This is a genomic window from Streptomyces coryli, from assembly GCF_011044975.1.
Classification (GTDB): domain Bacteria; phylum Actinomycetota; class Actinomycetes; order Streptomycetales; family Streptomycetaceae; genus Streptomyces; species Streptomyces coryli.
Genome location: NZ_JAAKZV010000232.1, coordinates 1 through 12802 on the forward strand (window position 1 = coordinate 1; position 12802 = coordinate 12802).

8 protein-coding genes are annotated in these 12802 nt (G+C 69.2%); 5 read left to right on the plus strand and 3 right to left on the minus strand.

The genetic code is table 11. The annotated features are described in order from the left end of the window. On the minus strand, nt 1-975 hold a 975-nt coding region (locus tag G5C51_RS33495; protein ID WP_165243076.1), incomplete at its 3' end, for a hypothetical protein. Nucleotides 976-1401: 426 nt separating this feature from the next. Between G5C51_RS33495 and gltB the strand changes: the two genes are divergently transcribed. The 5 genes from gltB (at nt 1402) to G5C51_RS33520 (ending at nt 10812) form a co-directional block, all read left to right on the plus strand. Beyond that, entirely contained in the window at nt 1402-5961 is a 4560-nt protein-coding gene (gltB, locus tag G5C51_RS33500) for a glutamate synthase large subunit (RefSeq protein ID WP_165243078.1), read from the plus strand. After that, the gene (locus tag G5C51_RS33505; RefSeq protein ID WP_165243080.1) at nt 5954-7414 is read left to right on the plus strand and encodes a glutamate synthase subunit beta; all 1461 of its coding nucleotides are present in this window, start codon (nt 5954-5956) and stop codon (nt 7412-7414) included. Before gltB ends, G5C51_RS33505 begins: the two co-directional genes overlap by 8 nt. 279 nt (nt 7415-7693) lie before the next feature. Further along, nucleotides 7694-8974, plus strand: coding sequence for a sugar ABC transporter substrate-binding protein (locus G5C51_RS33510; RefSeq protein ID WP_165243082.1), 1281 nt, complete (start codon nt 7694-7696; stop codon nt 8972-8974). A 24-nt stretch (nt 8975-8998) separates the two neighbouring features. After that, nucleotides 8999-9988, plus strand: a complete 990-nt coding sequence (locus G5C51_RS44160) for an ABC transporter permease subunit (protein WP_165243084.1) — start codon at nt 8999-9001, stop codon at nt 9986-9988. Continuing rightward, entirely contained in the window at nt 9985-10812 is an 828-nt protein-coding gene (locus tag G5C51_RS33520) for a carbohydrate ABC transporter permease (RefSeq protein WP_338118397.1), read from the plus strand. Before G5C51_RS44160 ends, G5C51_RS33520 begins: the two co-directional genes overlap by 4 nt. A gap of 11 nt (nt 10813-10823) precedes the next feature. Here G5C51_RS33520 and G5C51_RS33525 read toward each other — a convergent pair whose 3' ends face one another. Further along, nucleotides 10824-11741 (minus strand): rhomboid family intramembrane serine protease, encoded by a 918-nt coding sequence (locus tag G5C51_RS33525; protein WP_165243086.1) that lies wholly within the window; start codon nt 11739-11741, stop codon nt 10824-10826. A 36-nt stretch (nt 11742-11777) separates the two neighbouring features. Next, nucleotides 11778-12650 (minus strand): hypothetical protein, encoded by an 873-nt coding sequence (locus G5C51_RS33530; protein ID WP_165243090.1) that lies wholly within the window; start codon nt 12648-12650, stop codon nt 11778-11780. Nucleotides 12651-12802 lie beyond the last annotated feature (152 nt).

The window sequence follows — 12802 nt, forward strand, 5'->3', positions numbered from 1 at the left end:
GCCCACCACCGTGGCAAGCCAGATCCGCCCCTCCCAGAACCCGGCGTAATACCCCCAGTCGGGCACGTAGATCCGGTCCCCGTCCATCGGCGTCGCCGCCGGCGCCTCCTGCCCGGCAAAGGTCATCCCCGCCATCTGCCGCAGGTACTGATAGAGCATGATCGCGGCCAGCGTGATCGCCCCGCCCCGGGCGACCGGCCGCCGCACCAGCGCCAGCAGCCCCAGCACCAGGAAGCCCACCCCGTACGCCGTCTCGTAGAACACCGCGCTGCCCGCGAACTCGGTCAGCACGGGCGCGCCCGCGTTCACCAGGCTGTGCAGATAGTCGAGGACGTCCTCGCCGGCGAGGCCGGTGCCGGGACGGACCGGGTTGACGTAACCCCGCAGCAGCCAGCCCAGCGAGGCGAGGCCGAGGAAGAGCATCAGGACCCCGGAGACCAGATACGGCCGCTCCTCGTCGGGCGGCAGGATCCGGTGGTCGGCCGTGCCCGAGCGCCCCATCATGATCAGCACGGCCACCGCCGCGGCCAGCGTGAACAGCCAGCTGCCGATGATCGGCCCGCCGAGCCCGGTGCCGGCGAAGTAGGCGTCACGGAACCGGGGAGCCGCGGCCAGGCCCACCAGCTCCCGCGCCGCCGCCCAGGCGATGATCGCGGCCAGCAGCATCGCGGCACCCCGGGCAGCGGTCCGGCGCATCAGGGCCAGCAGCCCGACCAGCATGAGGGCGCCGCCCAGCGCCCACTGGTTCCGGCCCAGCATCATCGGATCGAGGCGCACGCCCGGGTCCACCAGCGCCTGGAGCAGGTCGGCCGGGCTGCTCTCCTCGTACGCCATGCCGTAGCCGACCCAGGCCCACAGCGTGCGGCCGATCATGGTGAGCAGCACGCCGGTGGTCAGGTACGCGGCCAGGTAGCGCCGCGAGGCGAGCCGGGTGCGCGAGGGGGCCGCGCCCGGCACCGTATCTACTGCTGTCATGCGCGCAGGGTGGCCGTGAGGCCCGTGCAGGGTCCAGACTCTTCGGGCAGGGCCGAATCAGCGGGGCGTGACGTACGCCGTAGCCGCCTGCCGGGATGGCTGCTAATTTGCGTCCCGCCTGCGAATCCGTCGTTACCCGCCGGTTTCGAGGTGGTCATCTTGGGGCATGGGTGACTGATGCAGCGAGGGCAGCGTCGCCCTCGCCTGTACCTGGGCTGATACAGGCCGAGCCGCCCGTTCGCCCCTCTCGGTACCCGTGACCCGGGTGTCCGCATTCTGAAACGCAGTATCCGCTTCGCGAGAAGCGGGTCATCATGTAACCTGCACGAAAATTTGCGCAGGGCACATGCCCCAGACTTCGCACCGCAGAGGGCCAACGTCGTCCCTCGGCATGCCTCATCTGCCACGACGACGACGGGAGAGCCGATGCGCTCCGCATTCAAGGCGGCCCACCCTGCCCCGCAGGGGATGTACGACCCCCGGTATGAGCACGACGCGTGCGGCGTCGGCTTCGTGGCCACCCTGACCGGCGAGGCGAGCCACGAACTCGTCGAGCGCGCGCTCACCGTTCTCCGCAACCTCGAGCACCGCGGCGCCACCGGCTCCGACCCGGACACCGGCGACGGTGCGGGCATCCTGCTGCAGGTCCCGGACGCGTTCCTGCGCGAGAACGTCCCCTTCGCGCTGCCCGAGGCCGGCTCGTACGCGGTCGGCATCGGCTTCCTGCCCGCCGACGAGGCCGCCGCCGGCAAGGCCGTCGAGCGGATTGAGGACATCGCCGTCGAAGAGGGCCTTACGGTCCTGGGCTGGCGTGACGTGCCGGTCGCCCCGCAGCTTCTCGGCGCGGGCGCGCGCGAGACGATGCCGGCCTTCCGGCAGCTGTTCGTCGCCGACGGCGCCAGCAGCGACATCGCCCTCGACCGCAAGGCGTTCGTGCTGCGCAAGCGCGCCGAGCGCGAGGTCGACGTCTACTTCCCGTCGCTGTCCGCGCGCACCATCGTCTACAAGGGCATGCTGACCACCGGCCAGCTGGAGCCGTTCTTCCCGGACCTCTCCGACCGCCGCTTCGCCACCGCCATCGCCCTGGTCCACTCGCGGTTCTCCACCAACACCTTCCCGAGCTGGCCGCTGGCCCACCCGTACCGCTTCGTCGCGCACAACGGTGAGATCAACACCGTGATGGGCAACCGCAATTGGATGCGGGCCCGCGAATCGCAGCTGATGTCCGACAAGTTCGGCGACGGCGCGCTCGACCGGATCTTCCCGGTCAACACCCCGGACGCCTCCGACTCCGCCACCTTCGACGAGGTGCTGGAGCTGCTGCACCTGGGCGGGCGTTCGCTGCCGCACTCGGTGCTGATGATGATCCCGGAGGCGTGGGAGAACAGCCCGAACATGGACCCCGCGCGGCGGGCGTTCTACCAGTACCACTCCACGATGATGGAGCCCTGGGACGGCCCGGCCTGCGTCACCTTCACCGACGGCTCCCTCGTCGGCGCCGTGCTCGACCGCAACGGCCTGCGCCCCGGCCGCTACTGGGTCACCGACGACGGCCTCGTCGTGCTCTCCTCCGAGGTCGGCGTCCTCGACATCGACCCGGGCAAGGTCGTCCGCAAGGGCCGGCTGCAGCCGGGCCGGATGTTCCTCGTCGACACCGAGAAGCACCGGATCATCGAGGACGACGAGATCAAGGCCGAACTCGCCGCCGAGCACCCGTACCAGGAGTGGCTGGAGGCCGGGCTGATCGAGCTCGAGGACCTCCCCGAGCGCGAGCACATCGTGCACACCCACGCCTCGGTCACCCGCCGCCAGCAGACCTTCGGCTACACCGAGGAGGAGCTGCGCGTCCTCCTCGCGCCGATGGCGAAGGCGGCCGCCGAGCCGATCGGCTCCATGGGTACGGACTCGCCGATCGCCGCGCTCTCCGACCGGCCGCGGCTGATCTTCGACTACTTCACCCAGCTCTTCGCGCAGGTCACCAACCCGCCGCTGGACGCGATCCGCGAGGAGCTGGTCACCAGCCTCATCTCCTCGCTCGGGCCGCAGGGCAATCTGCTGGAGCCGACCCCGGCCTCCTGTCGCAGCGTCACCCTGCCCTTCCCGGTGATCGACAACGACGAGCTCGCCAAGCTCATCCACGTCAACGCCGACGGCGACATGCCGGGCTTCAAGGCCGTGACGCTGTCCGGTCTTTACCGGGTGCACGGCGGCGGCGAGTCCCTCGCCGCCCGGATCGAGGAGATCTGCGCCGAGGCCGACGCCGCCATCGAGGCCGGCGCGCACCTCATCGTGCTCTCCGACCGGCACTCCGACGCCGAGCACGCGCCGATCCCGTCGCTGCTGCTCACCTCGGCGGTGCACCACCACCTGATCCGTACGAAGCAGCGCACCCACGTCGGCCTGCTGGTCGAGGCGGGCGATGTGCGCGAGGTGCACCACGTCGCGCTGCTGATCGGCTACGGCGCGGCCGCGGTGAACCCGTACCTGGCCATGGAGTCCGTCGAGGACCTGGTCCGCGCCGGCACCTTCCTGCCCGGCGACATGGACCCCGAGCAGGCCATCCGCAACCTGATCAAGGCGCTCGGCAAGGGTGTGCTGAAGGTGATGTCCAAGATGGGCATCTCCACCGTGGCCTCGTACCGCGGCGCGCAGGTCTTCGAGGCCGTCGGCCTGGACCCGCAGTTCGTGGACACGTACTTCCACGGCACCACGTCCAAGATCGCCGGTGCCGGCCTCGACGTCATCGCCAAGGAGGTCGCCGCCCGGCACCTCAAGGCCTACCCGTCGTCGGGCATCGCACCGGCGCACCGGGACCTGGAGATCGGCGGCGAGTACCAGTGGCGCCGCGAGGGCGAGCCGCACCTCTTCGACCCGGAGACGGTCTTCCGGCTGCAGCACTCCACGAAGACCAAGAGCTACGAGATCTTCAAGCAGTACACGCAGGGCGTGGACGAGCAGTCCGAGCGGCTGATGACGCTGCGCGGGCTCTTCGGCTTCACGTCCGACCGCGAGCCCGTCCCGGTCGACGAGGTCGAGCCGGTCAGTGAGATCGTCAAGCGCTTCTCCACCGGCGCCATGTCGTACGGCTCCATCTCGCAGGAGGCGCACGAGACCCTCGCCATCGCGATGAACCGCCTCGGCGGCAAGTCCAACACCGGTGAGGGCGGCGAGGACCCGGAGCGCCTGTACGACCCGGCGCGACGCTCGTCGATCAAGCAGGTCGCCTCCGGCCGCTTCGGCGTGACCAGCGAATACCTGGTCAACTCCGATGACATCCAGATCAAGATGGCGCAGGGCGCCAAGCCCGGCGAGGGCGGCCAGCTGCCCGGCCACAAGGTGTACCCGTGGGTGGCCAAGACCCGGCACTCCACGCCCGGCGTCGGCCTCATCTCGCCGCCGCCGCACCACGACATCTACTCCATCGAGGACCTGGCGCAGCTGATCCACGACCTCAAGAACGCCAACCCGAAGGCCCGCATCCACGTGAAGCTGGTCTCCGAGGTCGGCGTCGGCACGGTCGCGGCCGGCGTCTCCAAGGCGCACGCGGACGTCGTCCTCATCTCAGGACACGACGGCGGTACGGGCGCGTCCCCGCTGACCTCGCTCAAGCACGCGGGCGGCCCCTGGGAGCTCGGCCTCGCCGAGACCCAGCAGACGCTGCTGCTCAACGGCCTGCGGGACCGCATCGTCGTGCAGACCGACGGCCAGCTGAAGACCGGCCGCGACGTCGTCATCGCCGCCCTGCTGGGCGCCGAGGAGTACGGCTTCGCCACCGCCCCGCTCGTCGTCTCCGGCTGCGTCATGATGCGCGTCTGCCACCTGGACACCTGCCCGGTCGGCATCGCCACCCAGAACCCGGTGCTGCGCGAGCGCTTCACCGGCCAGGCCGACCACGTGGTGAACTACTTCGAGTTCATCGCCCAGGAGGTCCGCGAGTACCTCGCCGAGCTCGGCTTCCGCTCGCTCGACGAGGCCATCGGCCACGCCGAGGTGCTCAACGTCGAGCGCGCGGTGGACCACTGGAAGGCGCAGGGCCTCGACCTGGCCCCGCTGCTGCACGTGCCGGAGCTGGCGGACGGCGCCGTCCGCTACCAGATCACCACCCAGGACCACGGCCTGGAGAAGGCGCTCGACAACGAGCTGATCAAGCTCGCCGCCGACGCGCTGGCCGCGCCCTCCGCGGAGGACGCGCACCCGGTCCGCGCGCAGGTGTCGATCCGTAACATCAACCGGACCGTCGGCACCATGCTCGGCCACGAGGTGACGAAGAAGTTCGGCGGCGCGGGCCTGCCGGACGACACCATCGACATCACCTTCACCGGCTCGGCCGGGCAGTCCTTCGGCGCCTTCGTGCCGCGGGGTGTCACCCTCCGGCTGGAGGGTGACTCGAACGACTACGTCGGCAAGGGCCTCTCCGGCGGCCGTCTCATCGTCCGCCCGGACCGCGGCGCCGACCACCTCGCCGAGTACTCGACGATCGCGGGCAACACCATCGCGTACGGCGCGACCGGCGGCGAGATCTTCCTGCGCGGCCGGGTCGGCGAGCGCTTCTGCGTCCGTAACTCCGGCGCCACGGTGGTGTCGGAGGGCGTGGGCGACCACGGCTGCGAATACATGACCGGCGGCCGCGCGGTCGTCCTCGGCGAGACCGGGCGCAACTTCGCGGCCGGCATGTCGGGTGGCATCGCGTACGTCATCGACCTGGCCGCGGAGAACGTCAACCGCGAGCTGGTCGACGCCGTCGAGCCGCTGGACGACGAGGACAAGCAGTGGCTGCACGACGTCGTGCGCCGCCACGCAGAGGAGACCGGTTCGACGGTCGCGGAGAAGCTGCTCGCCGACTGGGAGACGAACGTCGGCCGTTTCAGCCGCGTCTTCCCGGCCACGTACAAGAAGGTGCTCGCCGCCAAGGACGCTTGTGAGCGCGCAGGTCTCTCCGAGACCGAGACCCACGAGAAGATGATGGAGGCGGCGATCAATGGCTGACCCCAAGGGCTTTCTGACCACCGACCGCGAGGTCGCCCAGACCCGTCCCGTCGACGAGCGGGTGAAGGACTGGAACGAGGTCTACGTCCCCGGCTCGCTGCTGCCGATCATCAGCAAGCAGGCCGGCCGGTGCATGGACTGCGGCATCCCGTTCTGCCACAACGGCTGCCCGCTGGGGAACCTGATCCCCGAGTGGAACGACTACGCGTACCGGGAGAACTGGTCCGCGGCGTCTGAGCGGCTGCACGCGACGAACAACTTCCCGGAGTTCACCGGGCGGCTGTGCCCGGCTCCCTGCGAGTCGGCGTGCGTGCTCGGCATCTCGCAGCCGGCCGTGACCATCAAGAACGTCGAGGTCTCGATCATCGACAAGGCGTGGGACAACGGCGACGTCACGCCGCAGCCCCCGGAGCGCCTGTCGGGCAAGACGGTCGCGGTCATCGGCTCGGGCCCGGCGGGCCTGGCGGCGGCCCAGCAGCTGACGCGGGCCGGCCACACGGTCGCCGTGTACGAGCGCGCCGACCGCATCGGCGGCCTGCTGCGCTACGGCATCCCCGAGTTCAAGATGGAGAAGCGGCACATCAACCGCCGCATCGAGCAGATGCGCGCGGAGGGCACCAAGTTCCGTACCGAGGTGGAGATCGGCCGCGACATCGACGCGGCCAAGCTGCGCCGCCGGTACGACGCGGTGGTCATCGCCGCGGGCGCCACGACGGCCCGCGACCTGCCGGTGCCGGGCCGTGAGCTGAACGGCATCCATCAGGCGATGGAGTACCTGCCGCTGGCCAACAAGGTGCAGGAGGGCGACCTCACTACGCCCCCGATCACCGCCGAGGGCAAGCACGTCGTCGTCATCGGCGGCGGCGACACCGGCGCCGACTGCGTCGGTACGGCCCACCGCCAGGGCGCGGCCTCGGTCACCCAGCTGGAGATCATGCCGCGGCCCTCGGACGACCGCCCCGGGCACCAGCCGTGGCCGACGTTCCCGATGACGTACAAGGTCACCTCCGCGCACGAGGAGGGCGGCGAGCGGGTCTACTCCGTCTCGACGACCCACTTCGAGGGCGACGAGGACGGCAACGTCCAGTACCTGCACCTGATCGAGGTGGAGTTCAAGGACGGCAAGCTGGAGCAGATCCCGGGGACCGAGAAGAAGATCCCGGCCCAGCTGGTCACCCTTGCCATGGGCTTCACCGGCGTCGACCAGGAGAACGGCCTGGTCGAGCAGTTCGGCCTGGAGCTGGACAACCGCGGCAACGTGGCCCGTAACGCGGACTTCGAGACCAACGTGCCCGGCGTCTTCGTCGCCGGCGACGCGGGCCGTGGCCAGTCCCTGATCGTCTGGGCCATCGCCGAGGGCCGCTCCGCGGCGCGCGGCGTGGACCGCCTCCTGACGGGCGCGAGCGCTCTGCCCGCCCCGATCAAGCCGACGGACCGGGCGCTCACGGCGTAGGACCGCCAAGCCTCGAACCGTCCCAAATCGCCACACAACGACGTGTGGTCGTCACAACGCGGCGCCTGCCATTCCCCGACCGGAGGCAGGCGCCGTGGTGTTTGTCCGGCGCTTTACGGAAATGCATCCTGTGCAACGCCACTGGTCGGACAATTGGCGAAGGCAACGGTTCCGCATCCCCGCCCGGAAAGGTCTTGACCAAGGTCGCACCGCTCCTTACCTTCCATTCATCTGGTCTAGACAACATGTTGGACTTTCCTTCTGCTTGGGGAGCGGTACATGCGCAAACTGGTCGTGGGCGCCGTCAGCGTCTCGATGGCACTCTCGCTCGCTGCGTGCGGCAGCGACGACGGCGACGGCGGCAGCACTTCGGGCAAGGGCAAGACGCTCAAGGTCTGGATCATGGAGGGGACCAACCCCGACGCCAAGCCGTTCTTCAACGAGGTGACCAAGGCCTTCGAGAAGAAGACCGGCGCCAAGGTCAAGATCCAGTACCAGCAGTGGAAGACGGTCCAGAACAAGTTCACCACCGCCATCGAGGGCGGCCCGGACCAGGTCCCGGACGTCGCCGAGGTGGGCACCACCTTCATCCCGCAGTTCGCCGAGACCGGCGCGCTCGTCGATGTCACCAAGGACGTCAAGGGCGCGGGCCTGGACAGCGACCTCGTCGAGGGCCTGAAGGACGCCGGCACGCTGGAGGGCAAGCAGTACGGCATGCCCTGGTACGCGGGCGTCCGCTCGATCGTCTACCGCAAGGACATCTTCGAGAAGCACAACCTCAAGGCCCCCACCACCTGGGCCGAGCTCAAGTCCACGGCGGAGAAGCTGAAGAAGGAAGAGCCGGGCATGATCCCGTTCCCGGTCGCGGGCGGCGCGGAGATGTTCGCGACCCCATGGATCTGGGGTAACGGCGGCCAGCTCGCCGAGGAGTCCGGCGGCAAGTGGAAGTCGGGGATCAACTCCAAGGAGTCGGTGGAGGGCATCAAGTTCTACACCGACCTGGCCAAGCTCGGCCCGTCGAAGGTGAACACCTGGACCGAGACCGAGGTCGCCGACGACTTCGTCAAGGACAAGATCGCCATGACGATGTCCGGCAACTGGACCCCGAAGGCCTTCACCGAGAAGAACCCGGAGCTCAAGGGCAAGCTCGGCGCGGTCCCTGTCCCCGGCAAGGACGGCGGCATCAGCCCCTCCTTCCTCGGCGGCTCGTACCTCTCCACCTTCAACGGCCACAACAAGGAACTGGCCTGGGAGTTCGTCAAGTTCATGACCGCCGGCAAGTACGCCGAGAAGTGGGCCGAGCAGACGAACTACTTCCCCGGCACCAACTCCGGCGTCAAGGCCATGGCCGAGGGCGGCGACCCGCTGGTCACCCCGTTCGCCAAGCAGATGACCGAGGGCGGCACGACGGTGCCGAAGACCCCGGCGTACGGCAAGATCCAGGCGTCCGCCGTGGTGACCAAGATGATCACCTCGATCGTGAAGGGCGACTCGTCTCCGCAGGAGGCCGCGGACAAGGCCGCCAAGGAGATGGACGACATCTTCGCCAAGTCGAAGTGATCGCCAAGCGAAGGCACAGTTCACGTGACAGAGAATCTCGTAGACGAGGCCGCGCCGGCTCCCGTGAAGGAGCCGGCGCGGCCCCGCCGCACGTCCGGCGAGGCCCTGGCCCGCCGTCGGCGGCTGACGTCCGTAACGCGCCCGTGGCTGCTGCTGGCGCCCTCGCTTGCCGTGCTCGCCGCGCTGCTGCTGTGGCCGCTGATCCAGGTCGGCAAGCTGTCGTTCCAGGAGTACGCGGTCAAGTTCGGCGGCGGCGTCGGCACCTGGGTCGGCTTCGACAACTACAGCGGCCTGCTGGAGCAGTCGGACTTCTGGAAGACCGTGCTGCCGAACACGGTGCTCTTCACCTTCGCGTGCGTGGCGCTCACGCTCGGCGTCGGCACCCTGGTGGCGCTGCTGCTGAACCGGCTCGGCCCGGCGTGGAAGGTGATCTGCTCGACGTCGATCATGGCGGCCTGGGCGATGCCCGCCATCACCGGCACCTATGTGTGGGTCTGGCTCTTCGCGGCGCAGGACGGCCTGTTCCCGAAGGCGCTGGACGCGGTCGGCCTGGTGGACGCCGAGACGGCGAACTTCTTCACCGACCGGCTGTCCTTCTACCTCATCGCCACGCTCAACGTCGTCCACCACAGCTTCCCGTTCGTCGCCATCACGGTGCTCGCCGGCCTGGTGACGATCCCCAAGGAGCTGTACGAAGCCGCGATGCTCGACGGCGCCAATGCCTGGCAGCGGTTCTGGCGGGTCACCGTGCCGACCATCAAGCCGGTCTTCACGGTGGTGACCATCCTGTCGACCATCTGGGACTTCAAGGTCTTCACCCAGATCTACGCGATGCCCGGCGGCAACGGCACCCAGCCGGAGATGGCGAACCTCGGCGTCTTCTCGTACATCCAGGCCTTCGCCAAGCAGGACTACGGGACCGGCGCCGCGGCCGCGGTCATGCTGACGCTGGTGCTGATCGTGATCACGATCATCTACATCCGCACGCTCTTCAAGGAGGGGGAGGACCTGTGAGGCGCTCGACCCTGGCTTCGCGCGTGGGCCTCCCCGTCGCGGTGGCCGCGCTGCTGCTCTTCACCCTGCTGCCGGTCTACTGGATGATCACCACGGCGCTGGACCCGCAGGCGTCGCTGCGCGGCGCCGACGTGCTGCCCACCGGGTGGACGCTGGACAACTTCAGCACCGTGCTGGACCAGGGCAACTTCGGCAGGTTCCTGCTGAACTCGGCGATCGTCGGCGTCGCCACGATCGTCGTCTCGGGGCTGCTGGCGCTCTTCGCCGCGGTGGCGGTGGCGCGGTTCAAGTTCAAGTTCCGCACCAGCGTGCTGATCATGGTGCTGATCGTGCAGATGGTGCCGCTGGAGGCCCTGGTCATCCCGCTGTTCATCCAGATGCGCGACTACGAGCTGCTGAACTCGCTGCTGGGTCTGTCGATCGTGTACATCGCCCTGTCGCTGCCCTTCGCCATCTGGACGCTGCGCGGCTTCGTCCTCACGGTGCCGAAGGAGGTCGAGGAGGCGGCGTACATCGACGGCTGCTCGTGGTGGCGGATGTTCCGCTCCGTGCTGCTGCCGCTGGTGGCGCCCGGCCTGGTCGCGACGAGCGTCTTCGCCTTCATCACGGCGTGGAACGAGTTCGTCTTCGCCTACACCTTCATGAAGGACAGCGAGAAGTACTCGGCCGCCGTCGGCATCTACCAGTTCTTCGGCGAACACGGCACGGACTGGGGCGCGGTGATGTCGGCCTCGACGCTGATCACCATCCCGGTGCTGATCTTCTTCATCATCGTCCAGCGCCGCCTGGCCTCGGGCCTCGCGGCGGGAGCGGTGAAGGGCTGACGCCCGTACGGCTAGAGCGTCGACGTCTTGATGAGCGTCGTCGCGATCAGCACCACCAGCACCACCGCCGGGCCTGCGATGTGCAGGATCTTGCGGTGGTGTTGTGGGGTGTAGGCGAAGACGAAGGCTGTGGCGCCGCCTGCCAGGAGGCCGCCCAGGTGGCCTTCCCAGGAGGTGAAGCCGGCCGAGATGACCAGCCACAGCAGGCCGGTGATCAGGAATTGGGTGTCCGGGCGGCCCAGGCGGCGGGTCATCAGGTAGTAGGCGCCGATCAGGCCGAAGATGGCGCCCGAGGCACCGAGCGCCGGCTGGTCGGGGCTGATGACGTAGCCGAGGACCGAGCCGCCGATGGCGGAGATCAGGTAGAGGGCGAGGTAGCGGGAGCGGCCCAGGCCCTGCTCCACGACGCGGCCCAGCATCCACAGCATGTACATGTTCATGAGCAGGTGCAGCGGGCCGATGCCGCTGGTCGGCGGCTGGTGCAGGAAGGCCGAGGTGAGCAGCCGCCACCATTCGCCGTACGCGACGCCGACCTGTTCGAGGCCGGGGATCGGCATGCCCGTGTCGTTGTACAGGTCGCCGTTCGGCGCCATCAGACCGCGGCCGAGGTTGTCGAAGCGGTTGGTGAACTCATCGCCCAGCGTCGCCTGCGCGATATACGCCAGCACATTCAGCGCGATCAGCGTGTACGTGACCACCGGCACGAAGTTCTGCCGCAGCGTGCCGCCGAAGGCCGTGCGGGCCTGCCGCACCTCGCGGTTGCCCTCGTTCACGCACTCCGGGCACTGGAAGCCGACCGCCGCCTCGCGCATGCAGTCCGGGCAGATGTAGCGGTCGCAGCGGGTGCAGCGGACGTGCGTCTCGCGGTCCGGGTGGCGGTAGCAGGTCGTCGGCGTGCTCGCGGCCTGCTCGTTCGGCGTGGCTTCCATGGCCGAAACCCTAGCGAAGAGGCGGTGAAAGGGCTGTCAGGTATCGCAGTCCAGGACGGTATGGCAGAGCCCGCAGCGGGCCCGGACCCGCCCGCGCACGGGGACCCGGATGCGCTGGTGGCATACGGGACAGGGGAACGAGACGCGCAGCGGGGACCTGCCCTCGAAGGCGTAGCCGTGGTCCGGCGCCTCGGTCGTCGTCATCACCCCGCCCCTGGCCCCCGCGAACAACTCCTGCGCCTGCCGCCGGTCCTTCGCGTACCGCCGCCGCCCCACCCAGCCGCTCGCCGCGAGCGGCGGGTGCTCGGCGTCCCGGCGGGCCATCGCGAGGCCCTTCGTGTACGCGGTGTACGCCTGCGCGCTGGTGAACCACGTCTCCGGGCTCTCGCCGAAGGCCAGCGCCCGCTTGGCGACGACGTACCCGAACTCCTCCGGGGTGAGATAGCCGAGCTTCTGCCGGGTGCCGTCGGACTCCCGGTAGGCGTCCAGCAGCAGCCAGCCGGCGCCGAGATACGCGGTGGCGGTATCGGTGAGGATCTCGTTGTCGCGGGTGCCGGGGAAGCTCAGGCCCAGGCGGTGCAGGCTGACGTGCATCACCTCGTGGGCGAGGGCGGCGCCGATGTCGCGGCGGTAGCTGCGGAAGCGGGAGTTCAGCTCGATGAAGTACTCCGGGCCTGCCTCCAGCTCCACATTCGCCGCGTGCTCCATGTCCCGGAAGGAGACGATCATCCGGGCGTCCGGCAGATGCAGGTGCTGCACCATGACACGGGCGATCCGCTGCACGCCCAGGTGCAGGTCGTCGGCGTCGGCGAAGGTGACGTCCCCGGCGAGGACACTGGTGGCGTAGTCGCGGTGGAGGGTGTCGCGCTCCAGCCGCTTGTAGAGCGCGGTGAGCGCCGACCGCACCATGTCCAGGTGCGGAAACCCGTGCACGACTTCGCTGTCCACTGGCGCCCCCAGCGCGGTCCGGTCCGACTGCCCCAAGCGTACGGTGGACCTTCGGTCAGGAGGGGACTCGGGAGGGGGCCGGGATGGCGGCGACGGGACTGTCGGTCCAGGGC

Coding starts and splice junctions, on each gene's coding strand:
- gltB (WP_165243078.1), top strand. CDS start 1,402: ATGCGCTCCGCATTCAAGGCGGCCCACCCTGCCCCGCAGGGGATGTAC.
- G5C51_RS33525 (WP_165243086.1), bottom strand. CDS start 11,741: ATGGAAGCCACGCCGAACGAGCAGGCCGCGAGCACGCCGACGACCTGC.
- G5C51_RS33510 (WP_165243082.1), top strand. CDS start 7,694: ATGCGCAAACTGGTCGTGGGCGCCGTCAGCGTCTCGATGGCACTCTCG.
- G5C51_RS33530 (WP_165243090.1), bottom strand. CDS start 12,650: ATGGTGCGGTCGGCGCTCACCGCGCTCTACAAGCGGCTGGAGCGCGAC.
- G5C51_RS33505 (WP_165243080.1), top strand. CDS start 5,954: ATGGCTGACCCCAAGGGCTTTCTGACCACCGACCGCGAGGTCGCCCAG.